The sequence below is a fragment of the Streptomyces tuirus genome (assembly GCF_014701095.1).
In the GTDB taxonomy this organism is placed as follows: Bacteria; Actinomycetota; Actinomycetes; order Streptomycetales; family Streptomycetaceae; genus Streptomyces; species Streptomyces tuirus.
On sequence record NZ_AP023439.1, the window covers coordinates 5,529,727 to 5,554,020 of the forward strand.

The 24,294-nt window shown below is 72.4% G+C and carries 19 protein-coding genes; 16 read left to right on the forward strand and 3 right to left on the reverse strand.

Annotated features, from left to right (window positions below):
* The first annotated feature begins 81 nt into the window (after nucleotides 1-81).
* The 8 genes from IGS69_RS25535 (at nucleotide 82) to IGS69_RS25570 (ending at nucleotide 11,245) form a co-directional block, all read left to right on the forward strand.
* Nucleotides 82-1,527: an aldehyde dehydrogenase family protein gene (locus tag IGS69_RS25535; protein WP_190902828.1), complete on the forward strand. Its 1,446-nt coding sequence runs from the start codon at nucleotides 82-84 to the stop codon at nucleotides 1,525-1,527.
* A gap of 356 nt (nucleotides 1,528-1,883) precedes the next feature.
* Nucleotides 1,884-3,824 carry an acyl-CoA dehydrogenase family protein gene (locus tag IGS69_RS25540; RefSeq protein ID WP_190902829.1) on the forward strand — a complete coding sequence of 647 codons (1,941 nt, stop codon included), beginning with the start codon at nucleotides 1,884-1,886 and terminating at the stop codon, nucleotides 3,822-3,824.
* A gap of 96 nt (nucleotides 3,825-3,920) precedes the next feature.
* Nucleotides 3,921-5,177, forward strand: coding sequence for a 1-deoxy-D-xylulose-5-phosphate reductoisomerase (gene dxr, locus IGS69_RS25545; protein ID WP_190902830.1), 1,257 nt, complete (start codon nucleotides 3,921-3,923; stop codon nucleotides 5,175-5,177).
* Between the two features lie 8 nt (nucleotides 5,178-5,185).
* Nucleotides 5,186-6,478: a M50 family metallopeptidase gene (locus IGS69_RS25550; protein WP_190904639.1), complete on the forward strand. Its 1,293-nt coding sequence runs from the start codon at nucleotides 5,186-5,188 to the stop codon at nucleotides 6,476-6,478.
* A 168-nt stretch (nucleotides 6,479-6,646) separates the two neighbouring features.
* Nucleotides 6,647-7,804 (forward strand): flavodoxin-dependent (E)-4-hydroxy-3-methylbut-2-enyl-diphosphate synthase, encoded by a 1,158-nt coding sequence (gene ispG / locus IGS69_RS25555; RefSeq protein WP_190902831.1) that lies wholly within the window; start codon nucleotides 6,647-6,649, stop codon nucleotides 7,802-7,804.
* A gap of 158 nt (nucleotides 7,805-7,962) precedes the next feature.
* Nucleotides 7,963-8,811, forward strand: a complete 849-nt coding sequence (locus tag IGS69_RS25560; protein WP_190902832.1) for a GNAT family N-acetyltransferase — start codon at nucleotides 7,963-7,965, stop codon at nucleotides 8,809-8,811.
* Nucleotides 8,812-8,906: 95 nt separating this feature from the next.
* The gene (locus tag IGS69_RS25565; RefSeq protein ID WP_190902833.1) at nucleotides 8,907-9,437 is read left to right on the forward strand and encodes a GNAT family N-acetyltransferase; all 531 of its coding nucleotides are present in this window, start codon (nucleotides 8,907-8,909) and stop codon (nucleotides 9,435-9,437) included.
* Nucleotides 9,438-9,544: 107 nt separating this feature from the next.
* Nucleotides 9,545-11,245, forward strand: a complete 1,701-nt coding sequence (locus IGS69_RS25570; RefSeq protein WP_190902834.1) for a proline--tRNA ligase — start codon at nucleotides 9,545-9,547, stop codon at nucleotides 11,243-11,245.
* Between the two features lie 153 nt (nucleotides 11,246-11,398).
* On the opposite strand, the gene IGS69_RS25575 is transcribed toward IGS69_RS25570, so the two are convergent.
* From IGS69_RS25575 to IGS69_RS25585, 3 genes are read right to left on the reverse strand one after another with little or no spacing between them, the layout of a single operon-like run.
* Nucleotides 11,399-12,298: an aminoglycoside phosphotransferase family protein gene (locus IGS69_RS25575; RefSeq protein WP_190902835.1), complete on the reverse strand. Its 900-nt coding sequence runs from the start codon at nucleotides 12,296-12,298 to the stop codon at nucleotides 11,399-11,401.
* A 48-nt stretch (nucleotides 12,299-12,346) separates the two neighbouring features.
* Complete coding sequence (locus tag IGS69_RS25580) at nucleotides 12,347-12,811, reverse strand: ferritin-like domain-containing protein (protein ID WP_190902836.1); 465 nt, start codon at nucleotides 12,809-12,811, stop codon at nucleotides 12,347-12,349.
* Nucleotides 12,808-13,338, reverse strand: coding sequence for a hypothetical protein (locus tag IGS69_RS25585; RefSeq protein ID WP_190902837.1), 531 nt, complete (start codon nucleotides 13,336-13,338; stop codon nucleotides 12,808-12,810). Before IGS69_RS25585 ends, IGS69_RS25580 begins: the two co-directional genes overlap by 4 nt.
* Before the next feature lie 217 nt (nucleotides 13,339-13,555).
* On the opposite strand from IGS69_RS25585, the gene rimP reads away from it, so the two are divergent.
* From rimP to IGS69_RS25625, 8 genes are all read left to right on the forward strand, one after another.
* The gene (gene rimP, locus IGS69_RS25590; RefSeq protein WP_031111412.1) at nucleotides 13,556-14,056 is read left to right on the forward strand and encodes a ribosome maturation factor RimP; all 501 of its coding nucleotides are present in this window, start codon (nucleotides 13,556-13,558) and stop codon (nucleotides 14,054-14,056) included.
* Between the two features lie 2 nt (nucleotides 14,057-14,058).
* Entirely contained in the window at nucleotides 14,059-15,057 is a 999-nt protein-coding gene (gene nusA, locus IGS69_RS25595) for a transcription termination factor NusA (RefSeq protein WP_184908406.1), read from the forward strand.
* A gap of 101 nt (nucleotides 15,058-15,158) precedes the next feature.
* The gene (locus IGS69_RS25600; protein ID WP_190902838.1) at nucleotides 15,159-15,455 is read left to right on the forward strand and encodes a YlxR family protein; all 297 of its coding nucleotides are present in this window, start codon (nucleotides 15,159-15,161) and stop codon (nucleotides 15,453-15,455) included.
* A 145-nt stretch (nucleotides 15,456-15,600) separates the two neighbouring features.
* Nucleotides 15,601-18,693, forward strand: a complete 3,093-nt coding sequence (gene infB, locus IGS69_RS25605; protein ID WP_190902839.1) for a translation initiation factor IF-2 — start codon at nucleotides 15,601-15,603, stop codon at nucleotides 18,691-18,693.
* Nucleotides 18,694-18,826: 133 nt separating this feature from the next.
* Nucleotides 18,827-19,120, forward strand: a complete 294-nt coding sequence (locus tag IGS69_RS25610) for a DUF503 domain-containing protein (RefSeq protein WP_190902840.1) — start codon at nucleotides 18,827-18,829, stop codon at nucleotides 19,118-19,120.
* 32 nt (nucleotides 19,121-19,152) lie between these two features.
* Nucleotides 19,153-19,605 carry a 30S ribosome-binding factor RbfA gene (gene rbfA / locus IGS69_RS25615; RefSeq protein WP_190902841.1) on the forward strand — a complete coding sequence of 151 codons (453 nt, stop codon included), beginning with the start codon at nucleotides 19,153-19,155 and terminating at the stop codon, nucleotides 19,603-19,605.
* On the forward strand, nucleotides 19,602-20,507 hold the full coding sequence (truB, locus tag IGS69_RS25620) for a tRNA pseudouridine(55) synthase TruB (RefSeq protein ID WP_190902842.1): 906 nt from the start codon (nucleotides 19,602-19,604) through the stop codon (nucleotides 20,505-20,507). Before rbfA ends, truB begins: the two co-directional genes overlap by 4 nt.
* Nucleotides 20,508-20,769: 262 nt before the next feature.
* Entirely contained in the window at nucleotides 20,770-24,174 is a 3,405-nt protein-coding gene (locus IGS69_RS25625) for a trypsin-like peptidase domain-containing protein (RefSeq protein ID WP_190902843.1), read from the forward strand.
* Nucleotides 24,175-24,294: the final 120 nt, after the last annotated feature.

Here is a 24,294-nt window from a genome sequence, read left to right on the forward strand (position 1 = left end):
CAAACGCCCTTCGGCCACCTCGCACCTACCGTTGGTCCGGTAGCACCCGATCACCCCCAACGCCGAAGGGCCGGAACCCACATGACCTCCACCCACGCCTTCTGGCTCGCCGGCCGCCAGGCCACCGGCGAGGACACCTTCGACGTCACCTCCCCCTGGGACGGGCGGCTCGTCGGCACGGTGAGCCTGCCGACGGACGCGCAGGTCGAGGAGGCCGTGGCCGCCGCGCACGCCGTCCTGGACGAGTTCGCCGCCACCCCCGCCCATGTGCGGGCCGCCGCCCTCGACCACGTCAGCAAGCGCCTCGCCGAGCGCACCGAGGAGATCGCGCAGCTGATCTCCGCCGAGAACGGCAAGCCCCTGAAGTGGGCCCGCGGCGAGGTCGGCCGTGCCGTCTCCGTGTTCCGGTTCGCGGCCGAGGAGGCCCGGCGGTTCAACGGCGGCGAGGCCCAGCGGCTCGACACCGACCAGGGCGGTCAGGGCCGGCTCGCGCTCACCCGCCGCTTCCCCAAGGGCGTCGTCCTCGGCATCGCGCCGTTCAACTTCCCGCTGAACCTCTGCGCCCACAAGATCGCCCCGGCCATCGCCGCCGGCGCCCCGATCATCCTCAAGCCGGCCCCGGCCACCCCGCTGTCCGGCCTGATCATCGGCGACCTGCTGGCCGAGACCGAGCTGCCCGCCGGCTCCTGGAGCATCCTGCCGGTCGCCAACGACAAGATGCCGGCCCTGGTGCAGGACGAGCGTCTGCCCGTCATCTCCTTCACGGGCTCCGAGAAGGTCGGCTACGCGATCATGGACTCGGTGCCGCGCAAGCACTGCACCCTGGAGCTGGGCGGCAACGGCGCGGCCGTCGTCCTCGCCGACTGGGCGAGCGACGAGGACCTCGAGTGGGCGGCGAGCCGCATCGCCACCTTCTCCAACTACCAGGGCGGCCAGTCCTGCATCTCCGTGCAGCGGGTCATCGCCGACGCCTCGGTGTACGACCGGCTGCTGCCGCGCATCGTCGCCGCCGTCGAGGCCCAGGTCACCGGCGACCCCAGTGACGACAAGACCGAGGTCGGCCCGCTGGTCAGCGAGGACGCCGCCCGGCGCGTCGAGGCGTGGGTCCAGGAGGCCGTGGACGCCGGGGCGCGGCTGCTCACCGGCGGCAAGCGCGAGGGCGCCTCCTACGCGCCGACCGTCCTGGCCGAGGTCCCGGGCGAGGTGACGATCGCCTCCGAGGAGGTCTTCGGGCCGGTCCTGACCGTGCAGAAGGCAGATGGCGAGGCCGCGGCCTTCGCCGCCGTCAACGACTCCAAGTACGGCCTCCAGGCGGGCGTGTTCACCCACGACCTCCAGACCGCCTTCCGTGCCCACCGTGCCCTCGAGGTCGGCGGCGTGGTCATCGGCGACGTGCCGTCCTACCGCGCCGACCAGATGCCGTACGGCGGCGTCAAGCAGTCCGGCGTGGGCCGCGAGGGCGTGCGGTTCGCCATGGAGGACTACACCTACGAGCGGGTGCTGGTCCTCACCGGCATCGACCTCTGACGGTCGTCCGACCCACCCTCTGGCTTATGGAAACCATTTTCATATAAGCTCTGTGAAGAGGCCCGGCACCGATGCCTTCCGGTGCCGGGCCCCTTCTGTGGCACGCGCCACCGACTCCTCGCCGCGCTCGGCGACGAGCGGCTCGAACACCTCGGGGGGAAGCCGTCCCCGGGGACGGAGCCTCGATGCAACACCGTAGTCAGGCGGGCGACACGTGCCGGACGGCATGCGCCCCCTTGGGCTGAACGGACGCGCGAGGACTGGTGGGAGCGTCCGGATTCGGGTACCAACGATCCAGTAGCACTGGTCGGTAACGAATCGGTCCTCCATCTTCTAGTTGCGGCGAGGTGCCCCTCATGTCCGCTTCCACCACCCCCTCTTCCCGTCCCGCCGTCACCGAGCGGGAGGCCCGTGAGGTGGCGGAGGCCGCCCGGGAACAGCACTGGCGCAAGCCCAGCTTCGCCAAGGAGCTGTTCCTCGGCCGCTTCCGGCTCGACCTCATCCACCCCCACCCCCTCCCGGACGACGAGCTGGCCCAGCGCGGCGAGGAGTTCCTCGCCAAGCTCCGCGACTTCGTCGAGACGAAGGTCGACGGGGGCCTCATCGAGCGCGAGGCCCGGATCCCCGACGAGGTGATCGACGGTCTGAAGGAGCTCGGCGCCTTCGGCATGAAGATCGACACCAAGTACGGCGGCCTCGGCCTCGGGCAGGTGTACTACAACAAGGCGCTCGCCCTGGCCGGCTCCGCCAGCCCCGCGATCGGCGTGCTGCTCTCCGCGCACCAGTCGATCGGCGTGCCCCAGCCCCTGAAACTGTTCGGCACCCAGGAGCAGCGGGAGCGCTTCCTGCCGCGCTGCGCCCGCACGGACATCAGCGCCTTCCTGCTCACCGAGCCCGACGTCGGCTCCGACCCGGCCCGCCTCGCCACCACGGCGATCCCGGACGGCGACCATTACGTCCTCGACGGCGTCAAGCTGTGGACCACCAACGGCGTCGTCGCCGACCTGCTGGTCGTCATGGCCCGGGTCCCGAAGAGCGAAGGTCACCGCGGCGGCATCACGGCCTTCGTCGTGGAGACGAACTCGCCCGGTGTCACCGTCGAGAACCGCAACGCCTTCATGGGCCTGCGCGGCATCGAGAACGGCGTCACCCGCTTCCACCAGGTCCGCGTCCCTGCCGCCAACCGCGTCGGCGAGGAGGGCCAGGGTCTGAAGATCGCCCTGACCACGCTCAACACCGGGCGGCTCTCCCTGCCGGCCTCCTGTGTCGCGGCCGGCAAGTGGTGCCTGAAGATCGCCCGGGAGTGGTCGGCGGCCCGCGAGCAGTGGGGCAAGCCCGTCGCGCACCACGAGGCGGTCGGCTCCAAGATCTCCTTCATCGCGGCCACCACCTTCGCCCTGGAGGCCGTGACGGATCTGGCCTCGCAGATGGCCGACGAGGACCGCAACGACATCCGCATCGAGGGCGCCCTCGCCAAGCTGTACGCCTCCGAGATGGCCTGGACGATGGCCGACGAACTCGTCCAGATCCGCGGCGGCCGCGGCTTCGAGACGGCCGACTCCCTCCGGGCCCGCGGCGAGCGCGGTGTCCCCGCCGAGCAGCTCCTGCGCGACCTGCGCATCAACCGCATCTTCGAGGGCTCCACCGAGATCATGCACCTGCTGATCGCGCGCGAGGCCGTCGACGCCCACCTCTCGGTCGCCGGCGACCTCATCGACCCCGAGAAGTCCCTCGGCGACAAGGCCAGGGCGGGCGCGAACGCGGGCGTCTTCTACGCCAAGTGGCTGCCCAAGCTGGTCGCGGGCCCCGGCCAGCTCCCCGCCTCGTACGGGGAGTTCAAACACGGCGTGGACCTCTCCGGGCACCTGCGCTACGTCGAGCGCACCGCCCGCAAGCTCGCCCGCTCCACGTTCTACGCCATGTCCCGCTGGCAGGGCCGGATGGAGTCCAAGCAGGGCTTCCTCGGCCGGATCGTCGACATCGGCGCCGAGCTGTTCGCCATGAGCGCGGCCTGCGTCCGGGCCGAACTCCTGCGCAGCCAGGGCGGCCACGGCCGCGAGGCCTACCAGCTCGCCGACGTCTTCTGCCGCCAGGCCAGGATCCGCGTCGAGGAGCTCTTCACCCGCCTGTGGACCAACACCGACGACCTCGACCGCAAGGTCGTCAAGGGCGTCCTGTCCGGCACCTACGAGTGGCTGGAGCAGGGCATCGTCGACCCGTCGGGCGAGGGCCCCTGGATCGCGGACGCGACACCGGGACCGAGCCGGAAGGAGAATGTCCACCGGCCGATCCGGTAGCCCCGGCTCACCTGGGGGCGTGCACCGTTAGGGCGCGCGCCCCCATGAGGGGGATGCGCTGTCCTCACACACCGGCCTTACGGCAACAATGGAGAGATGAGCGACAGTCCAGCCCCCCTCGCCGATCCGCACCTCGTCTACGACCCCGTGGCGGGCGACGGCCCCAAGGACGTGGTGATCCTCGGCTCCACCGGGTCCATCGGCACCCAGGCCATCGACCTCGTGCTGCGCAACCCCGACCGGTTCCGGGTCACCGGCCTGTCCGCCAACGGCGGCCGGGTCGCGCTCCTCGCCGAGCAGGCGTACCGGCTGCGCGTGCGCACCGTCGCGGTGGCCCGCGAGGACGTCGTACCCGCCCTGCGCGAGGCACTCACCGCGCAGTACGGCACGAGCGAGCCGCTCCCCGAGCTCCTCACCGGCCCGGACGCCGCCACCCGGCTCGCGGCATCCGACTGCCACACCGTCCTGAACGGCATCACCGGCTCCATCGGACTCGCCCCGACCCTCGCCGCCCTGGAGGCGGGCCGCACCCTCGCGCTCGCCAACAAGGAGTCGCTCATCGTCGGCGGCCCGCTCGTCAAGGCCCTCGCCAAGCCCGGCCAGATCATCCCGGTCGACTCCGAGCACGCCGCCCTCTTCCAGGCCGTGGCCGCCGGCACCCGCGCCGATGTCCGCAAGCTGGTCGTCACCGCCTCCGGCGGACCCTTCCGCGGCCGTACGAAGGCCGAGCTCGCGCACGTCACCGTCGAGGACGCCCTCGCGCACCCCACCTGGGCCATGGGCCCGGTCATCACGATCAACTCCGCGACCCTCGTCAACAAGGGCCTGGAGGTCATCGAGGCACACCTCCTCTACGACATTCCCTTCGACCGCATTGAGGTGGTCGTGCATCCCCAGTCGTATGTCCACTCGATGGTTGAGTTCACGGATGGATCGACACTGGCCCAGGCGACCCCGCCCGACATGCGCGGGCCCATCGCCATCGGCCTCGGCTGGCCCGAGCGCGTGCCCGACGCGGCGCCCACCTTCGACTGGAGCAAGGCCTCGACCTGGGAGTTCTTCCCGCTCGACAACGAGGCCTTCCCCTCGGTGAACCTCGCCCGGCACGTGGGCGAGCTCGCGGGCACCGCCCCGGCGGTGTTCAATGCGGCGAACGAGGAGTGCGTGGAGGCGTTCCGCCGGGGCGCACTGCCCTTCAACGGGATCATGGACACCGTCACCCGGGTCGTCGAGGAGCACGGCACCCCGCGTACGGGAACCTCACTCACCGTGTCGGACGTCCTCGAAGCGGAGACCTGGGCGCGGACCCGGGCCCGGGAACTGGCGGCACAGACGGCGGAGGCCCGTGCATGACGACCCTGATGTTCATCCTCGGCATAGTCCTCTTCGCGGTCGGCCTGCTCGCCTCGATCGCGTGGCACGAGCTGGGGCACCTGTCCACCGCCAAGCTCTTCGGCATCCGCGTGCCGCAGTACATGGTCGGCTTCGGCCCCACGCTGTTCTCGCGCAACAAGGGCGAGACGGAGTACGGCATCAAGGCCATCCCGTTCGGCGGCTACATCCGCATGATCGGCATGTTCCCGCCCGGCCCCGACGGCCGGATGGAGGCCCGTTCCACCTCCCCGTGGCGCGGCATGATCGAGGACGCCCGCACCGCCGCCTACGAGGAGCTCAAGCCGGGCGACGAGAACCGCATGTTCTACACGCGCGCCCCCTGGAAGCGCGTGATCGTGATGTTCGCGGGCCCCTTCATGAACCTGGTCCTCGCGGTGGCGCTGTTCCTCACCGTCCTGATGGGCTTCGGCATCACCCAGCAGACCACCACGGTCAGCTCGGTGTCCCAGTGCGTCATCGCGCAGAACGAGAACCGTGACAAGTGCCAGAAGGGCGACCCGGCCGCACCCGCCGCCGCGGCCGGCCTCAAGGCGGGCGACAAGATCGTCTCCTTCAACGGGGTGAAGACCGACGACTGGAACAAGCTGTCCGACCTGATCCGCGCCACCCCCGGCAAGGAGGTGCCGCTCGTCGTCGAGCGGGACGGCCGGAACGTCACCCTGCACGCGAAGATCGCCACGAACCAGGTCGCCAAGAAGGACCCCTCCGGCCAGATCGTCGAGGGCCAGTACGTCCAGGCCGGCTTCCTCGGCTTCAGCGCCGCCACCGGCGTGGTCAAACAGGACTTCGGCGACTCGGTGACCTGGATGGGCGACCGCATCGGCGAGGCCGTCGACTCCCTGGCCGCCCTCCCCGGCAAGGTCCCGGCGCTGTGGAACGCGGCCTTCGACGGCGCCGAACGCGAGGCCGACTCCCCGATGGGCGTGGTCGGCGCGGCCCGCGTCGGCGGCGAGATCTTCACCCTGGACATCCCGCCCACCCAGCAGCTGGCCATGGCCCTGATGCTGGTCGCCGGCTTCAACCTCTCCCTGTTCCTGTTCAACATGCTCCCGCTGCTGCCGCTCGACGGCGGTCACATCGCGGGTGCCCTGTGGGAGTCGCTGCGCCGCAACACGGCCAAGGTGCTGCGCCGGCCGGACCCGGGCCCCTTCGACGTGGCGAAGCTCATGCCGGTCGCCTACGTCGTCGCAGGGATCTTCATCTGCTTCACGATCCTGGTGCTGATCGCCGACGTGGTCAACCCGGTGAGAATCTCCTAGTCATACGGCGTTCATGGCGGCCCGGCATGCTTTTCGCCGGGCCGCCTCCCATTGAGTGGCACGGTGGGTGGGATGTGCTCGCGCCAAGGCATGTGCCGTAATCTCGAAGCTCGGAGCCCGCTGCTCACGGGACCGGACCTTGATCCACGACTTGGGGTTGCACAGCAGATGACTGCGATTTCTCTCGGCATGCCGTCCGTTCCGACCAAGCTCGCCGAGCGCCGGAAGAGCCGCCAGATCCAGGTCGGATCCGTGGCCGTCGGCGGAGACGCCCCGGTCTCGGTGCAGTCGATGACCACGACGCGCACCTCCGACATCGGCGCGACGCTCCAGCAGATCGCCGAACTCACCGCCTCCGGATGCCAGATCGTCCGCGTCGCCTGCCCGACGCAGGACGACGCCGACGCCCTCGCCACCATCGCGCGCAAGTCGCAGATCCCGGTCATCGCCGACATCCACTTCCAGCCGAAGTACGTCTTCGCGGCCATCGAGGCCGGCTGCGCGGCGGTCCGGGTCAACCCCGGCAACATCAAGCAGTTCGACGACAAGGTCAAGGAGATCGCCAAGGCGGCCCGCGACCACGGCACCCCGATCCGCATCGGCGTCAACGCCGGCTCCCTGGACCGGCGCCTGCTCCAGAAGTACGGCAAGGCGACCCCCGAGGCCCTGGTGGAGTCGGCCCTGTGGGAGGCGTCCCTCTTCGAGGAGCACGACTTCCGCGACATCAAGATCTCCGTCAAGCACAACGACCCGGTCGTCATGATCGAGGCCTACAAGCAGCTCGCCGCCCAGTGCGACTACCCGCTGCACCTCGGTGTCACCGAGGCGGGTCCGGCCTTCCAGGGCACCATCAAGTCGGCGGTGGCCTTCGGCGCGCTGCTCTCGCAGGGCATCGGCGACACGATCCGCGTCTCGCTCTCGGCACCCCCTGCGGAGGAGGTCAAGGTCGGCATCCAGATCCTGGAGTCCCTGAACCTCAAGGAGCGCGGCCTCGAGATCGTCTCCTGCCCCTCCTGCGGCCGCGCCCAGGTCGACGTCTACAAGCTGGCCGAAGAGGTCACGGCCGGCCTCACCGGCATGGAGGTCCCGCTCCGCGTCGCCGTCATGGGCTGCGTCGTGAACGGCCCCGGCGAGGCCCGCGAGGCCGACCTCGGCGTCGCCTCCGGCAACGGCAAGGGCCAGATCTTCGTCAAGGGCGAGGTCATCAAGACCGTCCCCGAGTCCAAGATCGTGGAAACCCTCATCGAAGAGGCCATGAAGCTGGCCGAGCAGATGGAGGCGGACGGCGTCGCCTCGGGCGAGCCGTCGGTGGCGGTCGCGGGCTGAGCCCTCGGAATCGGCGGTTTCCCGGTGCCCCGTCTTTCAGGGGCGCGGGGAACTGCGCGCCCAGCCACATCGGAAGCCCCGGGCTCCGAGGCGCCCCGCCCAGGCAGCGCAGCTATAGTGCGGGGACCAGCCGCCCCCAGTGTGTGAGGCCCCCGCACGTGTTGACCCAGACGACCTCACGGGTCCTCGAACCGAGCGACCTGGACGCCGCGCTCGCCGTCCTCGACCGCGAGCCGGTCGCGAACGCCTTCGTGACGTCCCGCGTGCAGATCGCCGGACTCGACCCGTGGCGGCTGGGCGGTGAGATGTGGGGCTGGTACGAGGACGGCATACTCACGTCCCTCTGTTACGCCGGCGCCAACCTGGTCCCGATCTGCGCCGGGCCGCGCGCCGTCCGCGCCTTCGCCGACCGAGCCCGCCGGTCCGGCCGCCGCTGCTCCTCCATCGTCGGCCCCTCCGGAGCCACCTCAGACCTGTGGCGGCTGCTGGAACCGCATTGGGGCCCCGCCCGCGAGGTCCGCCGCCACCAGCCGCTCATGGTCGCCGACCACCTCCCGGCCGGCATCACCCCGGACCCCTACGTCCGCCGCGTCCGCAAGGACGAGATGGAAACGATCATGCCGGCGTGCGTGGCGATGTTCACCGAGGAGGTCGGCGTCTCCCCGCTGGCCGGTGACGGCGGCCTGCTCTACCAGGCCCGCGTCGCCGAACTCGTCGGCTCCGGCCGCGCCTTCGCCCGTTTCGACGCCGACGGCAAGGTCGCCTTCAAGGCCGAGATCGGCGCCGCGACGGACCGCGCCTGTCAGATCCAGGGCGTGTGGGTCGCCCCCGAATACCGCGGCACCGGCCTTGCGGCCCCCGGCATGGCGGCGGTCCTGCGCTACGCCCTCGCCGACGTCGCCCCGGTCGTCAGCCTGTACGTCAACGACTTCAACACCCCGGCCAGGCGGGCCTATCAGAGGGTGGGCTTCCAGGAAGTGGGAGCTTTTATGAGCGTCCTGTTCTGAAGCGCCCCCCTTGAAGGGGCGCGGGGAACTGCGCGCTCGGCCGAAGCCAACCGGCACCCGGGTGACAGCCGGAACCCCCCTGTAGGCTCCCCGGCATGGACCTCGTGATCGGCCCACTCGACCTCCCCGCCCACGTCGACGAGGCCCTGGCCGTCCAAGCCGTAGCCTTCGGTCTCGGCCCCGACGAAGTCGCCGTCCGCCGCCAGATCGTCCTCCGCCACATGACCTATCCCGGGGCGAGGGCCCTCGGCGCCACCGCCGACGGCAGGCTCGTCGCCTTCGTCTACGGCATGCCCAACGACCGCACCCACTGGTGGTCCACCGTCGTCGAGCCCTACCTCCGCGCCCTGCGCAACGACCACTGGCTCGACGACTCCTTCGTGATCACCGAACTGCACGTCCACCCCGCGTACCAGAACCGCGGCGTCGGACGCTCCCTGATCACCACGATCACCGACGGCGCCGCCGAACCCCGCTCGATCCTCTCCGCGATCGACACCGACAGCCCCGCCCGCGCCCTCTACCGCTCGCTCGGCTACCAGGACCTGGCCCGCCAGGTCCTTTTCCCCAGCGCGCCGAAGCCGTACGCGGTCATGGGCGCCCCTCTGCCGCTGCGCCGGGGATAACCGATTTCCACCCCCGCGCACCCCCCGGATAACCTCCTGCCATCACCTTCCCCCACTCTCGGCTCCGCTCGAGCGGGGGGACCCCCGGCAGCAGGAGCAGAGGAACCATGGCGAACGTACCGGTCCAGCGCATGTCCCAGTTGTTGGCGAAGACGTTGCGCGACGACCCGGCCGACGCCGAGGTCCTCAGCCACAAGCTCCTCGTCCGCGCCGCCTACGTCCGCCGTACCGCCGCCGGCATCTGGAGCTGGCTGCCCCTGGGTAAGAAGGTGCTGGCCAACGTCGAGCGGATCGTCCGCGAGGAGATGGACGCCGTCGGCGCCCAGGAGGTCCTGCTCCCCGCCATCCTGCCGCGCGAGCCCTACGAGGCCACCGGCCGCTGGGAGGAGTACGGCCCCGAGCTGTTCCGCCTCCAGGACCGCCGGGGCGGCGACTACCTCCTCGGCCCCACCCACGAGGAGATCTTCACCCTCCTGGTGAAGGACCAGGCGTCCTCCTACAAGGACCTGCCGGTCATCCTCTACCAGATCCAGAACAAGTACCGCGACGAGGCCCGCCCCCGCGCCGGCATCCTGCGCGGCCGCGAGTTCCTGATGAAGGACTCCTACTCCTTCGACACCGACGACGAGGGCCTCGCCAAGTCCTACGCCCTGCACCGCGAGGCCTACCAGAAGATCTTCGCGCGCCTCGGCCTCGACTACCGCATCTGCGCCGCGACGGCCGGCGCCATGGGCGGCTCCAAGTCCGAGGAGTTCCTCGCCCCGGCCGAGGCCGGCGAGGACACCTTCGCCGACTGCCCGAACTGCGACTTCGCCGCCAACACCGAGGCGATCACGTACGAGCTGACGTCCGTCGACGCCTCGGACGTGCCGGCCGCCGAGGACATCCCCACCCCCGACACCCCCACCATCGAGACCCTCGCCGCCTCCCTCGGCGTCCCGGCCTCGGCCACGCTGAAGAACCTCCTCGTGAAGGTCGACGGCGAGATCGTCGCCGTCGGCGTCCCCGGCGACCGCGAGGTCGACATGGACAAGGTCGAGGCGCACTTCGCCCCGGCCACCGTCGAGCTGGTCACCGAGACGGACTTCGCGGCCCGCCCCGACCTGGTCCGCGGCTACGTCGGACCGCGGGGCCTTGAGAAGGTCACATACATCGCCGACCCGCGCGTCGCCCCGGGCACGGCCTGGATCACCGGCGCCAACAAGGCCGGCACGCACACGAAGAACGTGGTCGTGGGCCGTGACTTCGAGGTCGGCGAGTACGTCGACGTCGTCGTCGTGCAGGAGGGCGACCCCTGCCCCAAGTGCGGCACGGGCCTCGTCCTCGACCGCGCCATCGAGATCGGCCACATCTTCCAGCTGGGCCGCAAGTACGCCGACGCCCTCAAGCTCGACGTCCTCGGCCAGAACGGCAAGCCGGTCCGCGTCACCATGGGCTCCTACGGCATCGGCGTCTCCCGCGCGGTGGCCGCCCTGGCCGAGCAGACCGCCGACGACAAGGGCCTGTGCTGGCCCGCCGAGGTCGCCCCGGCCGACGTCCACGTGGTCGCCGCCGGCAAGGCCCTGCAGACCGAGCTGGCCCTCGACATCTCCGGGAAGCTGGCCGCGGCCGGTGTCCGCGTCCTGGTCGACGACCGCCCCGGCGTCTCCCCGGGCGTCAAGTTCACGGACTCCGAGCTGATCGGCGTACCGAAGATCCTCGTGGCCGGCCGGCGCGCGGCCGACGGCGTGGTGGAACTGAAGGACCGCCGCACCGGCGAGCGCGAGGAACTGACGGTCGAGGAGGCCGTCGCCCGCCTCACGGCATAGCACCGAGGCCTTACGGCACAGCACCGACGCCGCCCGGCACAGCACCGGCAGGACCCGGGCGGACTGGCCGAAATCAGTCCGCCCGGCAGCCGATGCCGTGTCGTCCGCGCCGGCGGTCCGGAGCGCGGCACCCAGGTCCTGCGCCCCGACGCCCTACAGCCAGCTCGCGAACTCCAGCAGCAGCTCCGCGTCACGCGGCCGTCCGACCCGCCCCGCCCGCACGCCCGACTCCACGGCACGGAACAGCGTCCAGCCCCGCAGCCGCTCCTGGTCCACGTCCAGGGACTCCGCCAGCCGCTTCACCCGGCGCCGGGTGGTGCCCGCGCCGGACGGCTGGGCGATCAGGTCCTCCACCCGGTCCCGGACCAGCCGGGCCAGATCGAAGGCACACTCGCCAACCACCGGGTCGGGCCCCACCGCCAGCCACGGCATCCGATCCCCGCCGAGCACCTTGCTCTGCCGGAACGTGCCGTGCAGCAACCGGTGTTCGGGCGGCGCGGCCAGCAACTCCTCGCGCGCCGCGAGCGCCAGACCGACCAGCGGGGCCACCTCGGGATCGGCCTGGGCCCGCGCCCGCATCGCCTCGGCCTGCCGCCCGGTCCGGTCGGCCACGGTCTCGAAGGGGAAGTCGGCGGGCGGCTCCACCCACAGCCGCCGCAGCGTCCCAGCCGCCTCCAGCAGCGCCTTCGCCTCCGGCAGCGACCGCACCGACACGTCCGGATGCAGCCGCTCCAGCAGCAGGACCCCTTCCGCGGAGACGGGTTCGAGCAGCTGCACGGCACCCCGCCCGGCCCAGTGCGCCAGCGCGGCCCGCTCCGCCTCCGGGCGGGCCCGGGGCGGTGCCAGCTTGAGCACGGCGGGCGTCCCGTCGGCGGCCCGCACCAGCACGACCAGGCTGCTGCGCCCGCCGGGCACCTGCACCCGCTCCACGGTCAACTCGCGTAGCGCGACGGCCTGCTGCGCCGCCTCGGGCAGCTTCTCCAGCCAGTCGTCACCGTCCGGCGCCGTCTCACCGAGCGCCCTGACCAGACGCTTCGGCGGTTCGAAAACCATGCGCGAGTCGTTCCCTTCGTGCTGTCCGCGGTGCGTGCCCGGCCCGGGTCACGCCGTCGGCGCCGCCGAGGGCGGGGCCGTGCCGGCCCGCTCGGCGAGCCCAGGGAAGGCTACGCTCTCGCCGCGCCAGCGCACCGCCCGCACCGCCGCCTCCCGCAGCGCCTCGGCGGCCAGCGCCCGCCGCCCACCGCCCGCCGCCCGCACCAGGTCGGCATACACGCCCGCCACCCCGTCCTCCAGCTCGGCCGCGAGCCGCACGGCCGCCGCCGAGTCCGGCACCCGGAAGGGCAGCGCGTAACCGGCGGACGCGGCCACCGGCCGGCCCCCCAGGTCCTTCACCTCGCGCACCAGCGCATCCCTGCGCGCCCGGTGCGCGTCGTACGCCGTGCGTGCCTCTGTGCGCTGCCCGTCGCCGATCCTCCCGCCGACGATGCCGTAGCCGTACACCGCCGCGTGCTCGGCCGCCAGCGCCGCCTGCAGGGCGCGCAGCTCCCGGTCCTTCTCCTCGCTCACGCGTCACCCTCCGTCAGCAGATACACGTGCGCCGCCCCGGCCGCCGCCACCGACGCCAGCAGCCGTGCCAGCTCACCCGGCGCCCCGCCCAGCGCCTTGACCCGCCGGTCGGCGAGCTCCCGCTCCGCCGCGGCGAGCCCGGCGAGGGCGTCCTTGTCGTTCCCCGGCACGGTCGCGGACGGGGCGGGCGAGCCCGACGGCGTCACCGAGGGAGACGCGGAAGAGGGCGATGCTTTCCGGCCACCGCCGAAGGCGCGCGCGTGCCGGTCGACCTCCTCGCGCAGCGGCCCCAGCCGGCCCGCGAGCCCCGGACGGGCGGCGATCACCGCGTCGTAGCGCTCCACCAGACCCTCGCTGTCCCGGGCCGCACGCGCGCGTGCCCGGTCCGCCGCCGACGTGTCCTCGCCGGCGGGTCCGCCGGAGTCCCCGCCGGTGCAGCCCGTCAGGGCGAGGGCCGCCGGGGCGACGGCGAGCAGACTCCTTCTGCGCGGCCCCGAGCGGGCACGCGGCGATGAGGGGAAGGGCACGTCGGACGTCCTCGGGGGCTCGTTTCGAGAAACATGCGAGAAAGAAGGGAGTGCAAGGGCTGCATGCCCGTGATCACGGTACCCGGGCCCCGGCCCGGCATCACTCAGCGGCACCGTTCGTGACCGGGTGGACGGCAACACTCCCCGCGACCGGATACCCTTTGACCAGACACGCGCCCCATCCCACAACAGCACACGCGGCCGAGGAGTCACCCGGATGAGCACCACCCAGAGCGAGAGGCTGCGAGAACTGCTGGAGCCGCTCGTCACCTCTCAGGGCCTGGACCTCGAAGAGATCGAAGTGGACTCCGTCGGACGCAAACGTGTGCTGCGTGTGGTCGTCGACTCGGACACGGGCGCCGACCTGGATCTGATCGCCGATGTGAGCCGCGCGCTCTCGGCGAAGCTCGACGAGACCAACGCGATGGGCGAGGGCGAGTACACCCTCGAGGTCGGCACCCCGGGCGCGGAGCGCCCCCTCACGGAACACCGGCACTACGTCCGCGCCACGGACCGGCTGGTGAAGTTCCAGCTGTCCGAGGGCGGCGAGCTGGTCGCCAGGATCCTGAAGGTCGACGACGAGGGTGTCGACACCGAGGTGCCCGGAGTGAAGGGCCGCAAGGCCACCGCGCGCAGAATCGCCTTCGACGACATCGTCCGGGCGCGTGTCCAGGTCGAGTTCAGCCGCAAGGACAACAAGAAGGAAGAGGAGGCGTAGCCGTGGACATCGACATGAGCGCCCTGCGGGGCTTGGTTCGGGAGAAGGAGATCTCCTTCGACCTGCTGGTCGAGGCGATCGAGTCCGCCCTCCTCATCGCCTACCACCGCACCGAGGGAAGCCGCCGCCACGCGCGCGTGGAGCTCAACCGGGAGACCGGCCATGTGACCGTGTGGGCGAAGGAGGACCCCGACGACCTCGAGGAGGGCCAGGAGGCCCGCGAGTTCGACGACACCCCGTCCGGCTTCGGCCGTATCGCCGCCACCACGGCCAAGCAGGTCATCCTGCAGCGCCTGCGCGACGCCGAGGACGACGCGACGCTCGGCGAGTACGCCGGCCGTGAGGGCGACATCGTCACCGGCGTGGTCCAGCAGGGCCGCGACCCGAAGAACGTGCTCGTCGACATCGGCAAGCTCGAGGCCATCCTGCCGGTGCAGGAGCAGGTGCCGGGGGAGACCTACCCGCACGGCATGCGCCTGCGCTCCTACGTCGTCCGTGTGGCCAAGGGCGTCCGCGGTCCCTCCGTCACCCTCTCGCGCACCCACCCCAACCTGGTGAAGAAGCTCTTCGCCCTGGAGGTGCCGGAGATCGCCGACGGTTCGGTGGAGATCGCCGCGATCGCCCGTGAGGCCGGTCACCGCACCAAGATCGCCGTACGGTCCACCCGCTCCGGCCTGAACGCCAAGGGCGCCTGCATCGGCCCCATGGGCGGCCGGGTACGCAACGTCATGGGCGAGCTGAACGGCGAGAAGATCGACATCGTCGACTGGTCGGAGGACCCGGGCGACATGGTGGCGAACGCGCTGTCCCCGGCCCGCGTCTCCAAGGTGGAGATCGTGGACATGGCGACCAGGTCGGCGCGGGTGACCGTGCCCGACTACCAGCTGTCCCTGGCCATCGGCAAGGAGGGGCAGAACGCCCGTCTCGCGGCCCGGCTGACCGGCTGGCGCATCGACATCCGCCCGGACACGGAACCGGCCGGGAACGGCTCCGAGGAATAGATCCAAGCCGCGGCCCGTTCAGATCACGACAGGTTCATGCGCGCCAACTGTTCGAAAGCTGCCCCAAAGGGGTGAGGCGCGCACGGGGAGGTAGACTTAAGGTGTCTGGCCGGACGCGCGCCCGCGCATGCCCTGAACGCACCTGTGTGGGGTGTCGGGAGCGAGCGGTCAAGGCCGAACTGTTGCGGATCGTGACGATCAAGGACGCATGCGTCCCTGATCCAAGCGGTACGCTGCCCGGCCGGGGTGCGTACGTACACCCCGCACCGGTCTGTCTCGACCAGGCGGTACGCCGACGGGCGTTCCCGAGGGCACTGCGCGTCCCGGGACCGCTCGACACAAAGGCGTTGCGCCAGTACGTCGAGCAGACGACAGTTGCCGAGCAGGCAACACGGTAAGACGTGCCGTACGGAACCCCGTGCGGCTAGGTACCTCGCGAGTCGAAAGCAGGTCGAGATTGCGATGAGCACTCGATGAGTACGCGATGAGTACGCCCATGAACTAGCGACGGTCCGGACGCAACCCGGACCTCAAAGGAGCGAAGTGGCTAAGGTCCGGGTCTACGAACTCGCCAAGGAGTTCGGCGTCGAGAGCAAGGTCGTCATGGCCAAGCTCCAGGAACTCGGTGAATTCGTCCGTTCGGCGTCTTCGACGATCGAAGCGCCTGTTGTACGCAAGCTGACGGACGCCCTCCAGCAGGGCAGCGGAGGCGGCAAGCCCGCCCCTGCCCGCAAGGCTGCCCCGGCGAAGCCGGGCGCCCCCTCTCCCTCGCAGGCTGCCCGTCCGGCCGCCCCGCGCCCGCCGGCCCCCAAGCCGGCCGCCGCGGAGAAGCCCGCGGCTCCGGCCGCGCCGGCCGCTCCCGGCCCCCGTCCCACCCCGGGCCCGAAGCCCGCGCCGCGGCCCGCCCCGGCGTCCCCGGCTCCGTCCGCGCCCGAGTTCACGGCGCCCCCGTCGACGCCTGCCGCCCCGGCCGCGTCCCAGGGCTCCGGCCCGCGTCCGGGCGCCCCGCGTCCGGCCGGCCAGTCGCCGCGTCCGGGTGCTCCGCGCCAGGGCGGTCAGGGCGGCCAGGGCCGTGGTGACCGTGGCGACCGTCCCGGCGCTCCGCGTCCGGGTGGCGGCGCCCCGCGTCCCGGTGCCCGTCCGGCGGGTCCCCGTCCGGGCAACAACCCGTTCACCTCTGGTGGCTCCACCGGCATGGCGCGCCCGCAGGCGCCCCGTCCGGGCGGTGCCCCGCGTCCGGGCGGCCCCGGTGCCCCCGGCGGTGCCCCGCGTCCGCAGGGCCAGGGCCAGGGCGGTCCCCGTCCGCAGGGTGCCGGCGGCGGTCCTCGTCCGCAGGCTCCGGGCGGCGCGCGTCCGACCCCGGGCGGCATGCCCCGCCCGCAGGGCGGCCCCCGTCCCGGCGGCGGCCCCGGCGGCCCGCGTCCCAACCCCGGCATGATGCCGCAGCGTCCTGCTGCCGGCCCGCGTCCCGGCGGCGGTGGCCCCGGCGGCCGCGGTCCCGGCGGCGGCGGTCGTCCCGGTGGCGGCGGCGGTCGCCCGGGTGGCGGCGGCTTCGCCGGTCGTCCCGGTGGCGGCGGTGGCGGTTTCGCCGGTCGTCCCGGTGGTCCCGGTGGCGGTGGCGGCGGTTTCGCCGGCCGTCCCGGTGGTCCCGGCGGCGGCGGCCGTCCCGGCTTCGGTGGCCGTCCCGGCGGTCCCGGTGGCCGTGGTGGCACGCAGGGTGCCTTCGGCCGTCCCGGCGGTCCCGCGCGTCGCGGTCGCAAGTCGAAGCGGCAGAGGCGCCAGGAGTACGAGGCCATGCAGGCCCCGTCGGTCGGCGGTGTGATGCTGCCTCGCGGCAACGGCGAGACCGTTCGCCTGTCGCGCGGTGCCTCGCTCACCGACTTCGCGGAGAAGATCAACGCCAACCCGGCGTCGCTCGTCGCGGTCATGATGAACCTCGGCGAGATGGTCACGGCCACGCAGTCCGTCTCCGACGAGACGCTGCAGCTCCTCGCCGACGAGATGAACTACACGGTTCAGATCGTCAGCCCGGAGGAGGAGGACCGCGAGCTCCTCGAGTCCTTCGACATCGAGTTCGGCGAGGACGAGGGCGACGAGGAGGACCTGATGGTCCGCCCGCCCGTCGTCACCGTCATGGGTCACGTCGACCACGGTAAGACCCGGCTCCTCGACGCCATCCGCAAGACGAACGTCATCGCGGGCGAGGCCGGCGGCATCACCCAGCACATCGGTGCCTACCAGGTCGCGACCGAGGTCAACGACGAAGAGCGCAAGATCACCTTCATCGACACCCCGGGTCACGAGGCGTTCACCGCCATGCGTGCCCGTGGTGCCCGGTCGACGGACATCGCGATCCTCGTCGTCGCGGCCAACGACGGCGTCATGCCGCAGACGGTCGAGGCGCTCAACCACGCCAAGGCCGCCGAGGTCCCGATCGTCGTCGCGGTCAACAAGATCGACGTCGAGGGCGCCGACCCGACCAAGGTGCGCGGTCAGCTGACCGAGTACGGCCTGGTGGCCGAGGAGTACGGCGGCGACACCATGTTCGTCGACATCTCCGCCAAGCAGGGTCTGCACATCGACTCCCTGCTGGAGGCCGTGGTCCTCACCGCGGACGCCTCGCTCGACCTGCGGGCCAACCCGAACCAGGACGCGCAGGGCATCTCGATCGAGTCCCGCCTCGACCGCGGCCGTGGTGCCGTGTCGACGGTCCTCGTCCAGCGCGGCACCCTGCGGGTCGGCGACACCATGGTGGTCGGCGACGCGTACGGCCGAGTCCGGGCGATGCACGACGACAACGGCAACAGCGTTGCCGAGGCCGGCCCGTCGACGCCGGTTCAGGTCCTCGGCCTGACCAACGTCCCGGGTGCGGGCGACAACTTCCTGGTGGTCGACGAGGACCGTACGGCCCGTCAGATCGCCGAGAAGCGCGCCGCCCGTGAGCGCAACGCCGCGTTCGCCAAGCGCACGCGCCGCGTGTCGCTGGAGGACCTGGACAAGGTGCTGAAGGCCGGCGAGGTCCAGCAGCTGAACCTGATCATCAAGGGTGACGCTTCCGGATCCGTCGAGGCGCTCGAGTCCTCGCTGCTCCAGCTGGACGTCGGCGAAGAGGTCGACATCCGCGTCCTGCACCGTGGTGTCGGTGCGGTCACGGAGTCCGACATCGACCTGGCCATGGGCTCCGACGCCATCGTCATCGGCTTCAACGTGCGCGCCGCCGGGCGTGCGCAGCAGATGGCCGAGCGCGAGGGTGTCGACGTCCGGTACTACTCGGTCATCTACCAGGCGATCGAGGAGATCGAGGCGGCCCTCAAGGGCATGCTCAAGCCGGAGTACGAAGAGGTCGAGCTCGGTACGGCGGAGATCCGCGAGGTCTTCAAGTCGTCCAAGCTGGGCAACATCGCGGGTGTTCTCATCCGCTCCGGCGAGGTCAAGCGCAACACCAAGGCGCGCCTCATCCGCGACGGCAAGGTCATCGCGGAGAGCCTCAACATCGAGGGTCTGCGTCGCTTCAAGGACGACGTCACCGAGATCCGCGAAGGGTTCGAGGGCGGTATCAACCTCGGCAACTTCAACGACATCAAGGTCGACGACGTCATCGCGACGTACGAGATGCGCGAGAAGCCGCGCGTCTGACCTGAGCCACGATCGGGGCCGATCGACGGGACTTATTCCGTCGATCGGCCCCGGCCGTTGCGTGTACGGTTCCCGTATTCGCGTCGATGCGTGGCGCCCGTATCCCGAACCGGCGGGACATCCGGATACACCTATGTACGTGGGGACTCTGTCCTTCGATCTGCTCCTCGGCGACGTCCACTCGCTCAAGGAAAAACGCTCTCTCGTCCGCCCGATCGTGGCCGAACTCCAGCGCAAGTACGGGGTGAGTGCGGCGGAGACGGGGAACCAGGACCTCCATCGCAGGGCCGAGATCGGGCTCGCGGTGGTCTCGGGGGAGCCGGGACACCTCACCGACGTACTGGACCGCTGTGAGCGGCTCGTCGCAGGGCGGCCCGAGATCGAACTGCTCTCGGTTCGACGCAGGCTCCACAGCGACGAAGACTGAAGCAACGAGTAAGCACTTAAGGAGACGGACCAGTGGCCGACAACGCGCGGGCTAAGAGGCTGGCGGACCTCATCCGAGAGGTGGTGGCCCAGAAGCTGCAGCGCGGGATCAAGGACCCGCGGCTCGGCTCGCACGTCACCATCACGGACACCCGGGTCACGGGTGACCTCAGGGAGGCGACCGTCTTCTACACGGTGTACGGGGACGACGAGGAGCGCGCGGCGGCCGCCGCCGGCCTGGAGAGCGCCAAGGGCATCCTGCGCTCCGAGGTGGGCCGGGCCGCCGGTGTGAAGTTCACGCCGACCCTGGCCTTCGTCATGGACGCCCTCCCGGACAACGCCCGCACCATCGAGGACCTCCTCGACAAGGCGCGCCAGTCCGACGAGAAGGTGCGCGAGGCGTCCGCGGGCGCCACGTACGCCGGCGAGGCCGACCCGTACCGCAAGCCCGAAGAGGACGACGAGACGGACGACAGCGCCGAATGACCCAGAAGCACACCACGCCCGACGGCCTTGTCATCGTCGACAAGCCGTCGGGCTTCACTTCGCACGACGTCGTCGCCAAGATGCGCGGCATCGCCAGGACGCGACGCGTCGGGCACGCCGGCACCCTCGACCCGATGGCGACGGGCGTCCTCGTCCTCGGCGTCGAGAGGGCCACCAAGCTCCTCGGCCACCTCGCGCTGACCGAGAAGGAGTACCTGGGCACCATCCGGCTCGGGCAGAACACCCTCACCGACGACGCCGAGGGGGAGATCACCTCCTCCACGGACGCCTCCAAGGTCACCCGCGAGGCGATCGACGCCGGCATCGCCGAGCTCACCGGCGACATCATGCAGGTGCCGTCCAAGGTCAGCGCCATCAAGATCAAGGGCGTGCGGTCCTACAAGCGAGCGCGCGAGGGCGAGGAGTTCGAGATCCCGGCCCGGCCCGTCACGGTCTCCTCCTTCGGCGTGTACGACGTCCGGGACGCCGTCGCGGAGGACGGCACGGCCGTACTCGACCTGGTCGTCTCGGTCGTCTGCTCCTCCGGCACCTACATCCGGGCTCTCGCCCGTGACCTGGGCGCCGGCCTGGGTGTGGGCGGTCACCTCACCGCCCTGCGCCGCACCCGCGTCGGCCCCTACAAGCTGGACGCGGCCCGCACGCTCGACCAGTTCCAGCAGGAGCTGACCGTGATGCCCGTCGCCGAGGCCGCCACGGCCGCGTTCCCCCGCTGGGACGTCGACGTCCGGCGGGCCAAGCTGCTCACCAACGGCGTACGGCTGGAGATGCCCGAGACGTACGCGGGCGCCGGGCCCGTCGCCGTCTTCGACCCCGAGGGCCGCTTCCTCGCGCTCGTCGAGGAGCAGCGGGGCAAGGCCAAGAGCCTGGCCGTCTTCGCCTGACGGAGGGAACGGGGGGCCGGGTGTCCGCCCGTGGAGCGGCGGCCACGGGGTACCTCCACTGCCGCCGCTCCACGGTCCCCCCTCGGTTCCCCCACCCCTAGGGTGTATCCAGCCGCCCCCGCTCCTTCACCCGTCCGAGCGGGCGCTCGGAGTGAACCGGGGGAGCGGAAGGGGGCGCTTTCGCGGAGCGATCTGTCCCGCTGATCATCCCGCCCCTACCGTCGAACACAAGGGCACGGGTGTACGGCGGGGAGGCTCGACGATGGCGTCGCGGAACGGGTCCCGGGAGACGGACGACAGCCCAAACGGCTTGCCGGACCGCCCCGGGACAGCGGGAATCGAGGACGGGGCGGCCCCCGCGGACGCCCTCGTGCGGATCCACGACCTGGCCGGCCGCCCCCGCGGCACCGGCTTCCTGGCCGACCACCACGGCACGCTGATCACCAGCCACGAGGCCGTCGACGGCCTGCCCAGGCTCGTCCTGCACGGCGCCGGGGACCGCCGCCGGGTGGTGTCCGCCGACGCGGTCACCCCACTGCCCGCGCTGGACCTGGCGCTCGTCCGGACCGAGGGGCTCGGCGTGCCTGCGCTGCCCGTCACCGTGCGGGAGGGGACCGGGACCGGCGCCTACGTCCGGATCGCCGCCGGAGGCTGGCGCGAGGCGCGGGTGCTGGGCCCGGCCACCGTGACGTACGCGGCCACGGACCGCTGTCACCGCCTCGACGGCGTGCTGGAGCTGGCGGTCGGCACGGCGGGGCGGGACGCGCTGCGGCTCGGTGGCGGAGCGGCCGGCGGCCCGGTGCTCGACGCCGGGACCGGAGCCGTCGTCGCGGTCCTCGGCACCGCGCTCAGCTCCGACCACCGCGACGTCGGGTTCGCCGTGCCGCTGCGGGCCCGGATCCCCGGAGCGGCGGGGCCGCTGGGCGAGCTGCTCGCCGAGAACGCGGCGACGGTCCCCGCGTACGGCGCGGACCTCAACCTGGCCGGGGTGCTGGAGCTGACCGGCGCCGCGATGGCGCTGGAGGGCCCGCCCGACGGCCCCGGTGTCCCGCCACCGGTCGAACGGGCGGCCGTGGCAGCCGAGTTCACCGCGTTCGTGGACGGCCCGGCGGCCGTGCTCGGCCTGGTCGGAGCACCGGGCAGCGGCCGGACGACGGAACTCGCGGCGCTCGCCGCGCGGCGCCGGCGAGCCGCGTGGCCCACGCTGTGGTTGCGCGGCTGCGACCTGTGGGACGGCGACACGTCGGTGGCGGACGCGGCCCGCCGGGCGCTGGAGCGTGCCGCCCCCGCCGTGTTGGCCGCCTCCGCATGCTCCGGTCCCGGCGACATCACGCCCGATCGCCTCGCCCACCTCACCCGCTCTCTGGGCCGCCCGCTGCTGCTCCTCCTCGACGGCCCCGAGGAGATGCCACCGGGCCTGGCCCGGCGGCTGACCGACTGGACGGACGGGACCGCGCGGTGGCTGCGGGACACGGGAACGCGGCTGGTGGTGGCGTGCCGGGCGGAGTACTGGGAGACCGCGTCCTTCCCCGCGGGGCCGTGCGTGCGGCTCGGCGACCTCACCGAGGACGAGGCCGGTCGGGCGCGCCGGAGCCACGGCATCCCCGATCACGCCCTCGTCCCGGCCGACGCGCGGCATCCCCTCGCCCTCGGTCTCCTCGCCGAGGTCCTCGGGACCGTCTCCGCACCCCCGGAAGGGGCCGCGATCGACCGGCACGACGTCTTCACGGCCTACCTGGACCTGATGTCCCTGCGCATCGCCACCCGGCTGGCCACCGGCAACGGCCTGCACGGCACGGCCGTACGCCGGCTGGCCGCCAAGGTGGCCGGGCAGGTGCACGAGGCCGCCCGGCGCAGCCTCGGCCCGGGGTCGGGGGACCTCGACCGGGAGGCGTTCGGGGAGGTGTTCCCGTGGGGGCCCGCCCCGGAGCGGCTCGGCGGCTGCTCGGGCTGGGCGTCGGCCGTGCTGGCCGAGGGCCTGCTCGTGCCCGCCGGCGCCGGCTACCGCTTCGCGCACGAGGGGCTCGCCGACTGGCTCCAGGGCACGCACCTCGACCTCGACGAGGCCCTGCAGGCCCTCGTCCACCGCGGCGAGGAGGCGCAGTCCGACCCCGTGCCGCACCACCGCATCGGACCGGTCGTCCAGGCCCTGCTCTGCCTCGCCCGCCAGCACGGCGCCGGCCAACCCGCCTCCCGCCTGGCCGACCTGGTGCACGCCCTGGACGCCGATCCCTCCTCCTGGTGGGCTGCCCGGCTGCTCGCCGGGACGCTGTCGGCCCTGCCCGACGCGGCGCCCTACGCGGAGGTGCTGCGGCTGCTCGCCGACCGGATCGTGGCCTGGCGGCGCCAGGAGCGGCCGGTGCCGGAGGAGCTCGGACCCGCCTTCTGGACCGGCCTGCGACTGCCCGAGGAGACGCGCTGCGCCCTGCTGCGGCGGCTGGTCCACGCCGACGGGCCGCCGTGCGAGGCCGGGCCCCGCTTCCTGGACGCCGTCGCCGCACTCCTCGCCGCCGACCCCACCGCCGTGCAACCGCAGCTGGCCCGCTGGTTCGACGACGAGCAACCGCTGCCCGCCACCCCGCACGCGACCGTCGCCACCGCCGCCCAGGCACTGCTGCACACCCACCGCCACGGCGCCCTGGACGAGCTGGCGGACGTCCTCGTCGACAGCGCCCACCCGAGGGCCGACGAACTGCTCGCCGTCCTGACCGAGGAGGAACCGTCAGCGGTGTGCCAGGCCGTCGACCGGTGGGCGCGCGACGAGCGGTCCGCCCGGCGCAGCGCGGCGGTGGCGCACGGACTGCGCGTCGCGCCGCACGTGAGCACCGGAGGCGACCGCGCCCTCCTGCGCTACACGGCCCTCACCCTGCTCGCCCGCCCCACCGACCGCGCCCTGCACGGCGGCGCCCTCGCCCTCCTCGTCCAGGACCCCCACACCCGCGCCCGCTACCTCCCCCGGGCGCTGGAGCACTTCGCGGCGGGTGACCCGCGGTTCTCACCGGACGCGCTGGCCGGAGCCCTGCTGACCGACCCCGAGCCGGTGCTCGGGGCCTTCGCGGCCCGGCTGGAGCGGCCCGACGCGGAGGAGGCCCTGCGGGCACTGGCCGACGCCACCCCGCCCGGCCTGGCCCGGCGGGTCGCCGCGCTGGTGTGCCGGGCGGCGCGGCAGCGGCCGGAACTCGCCGGGCAGGCGGCCGCCTACGCCGACCAGCGGCTCGACCGGGGCCCCGCCGCCCGGCCCGTGCTCCTGCCGCTGGTCACCGGCCTGCTGGAGGACGGCTCGGTACGGCTGCGCTGCGCCCTCGCCGGCGTCCTCAGCCCGCCCGGCGTCCCCGCCTCGCGCCCGCTGCGCCGCGAACTGCGCGACGCGCTCCTCGCCCGGGAGCACGACACCGACGTCCTGGACGCGCTGCTGAACGCGGCCGCCCGCAACGGCGGTGACGACCTGCGCGACCTCGTCCACCGCATCGGGCTGCTCCTCGTACGCACCCCGGAGGGCGCCACGCGCTTCGACCGCGCCCTGGTCGACCTGGGCCGCCACGTGCCCGGCTTCGCCGCCCGCGCCGCCGCCTGGCTGACCGACGCGCCCGTGGAGTGGGCGGCGCTGGTCGGGCCCAGTTCCCACCGGATGATCGAGAACCTGGCGGGCGCGGGCGTCCCCGCGTGACGGGCCTCCCGGGTGCCCGCCCGGCGTACGGGGTCGTGCGCCCTGTCACAGCCCCCATGCCGATGCTGGCAGGAGACACCCGGCATGGCACCCTTAGACCTGCGCACGAGGCAATCACGA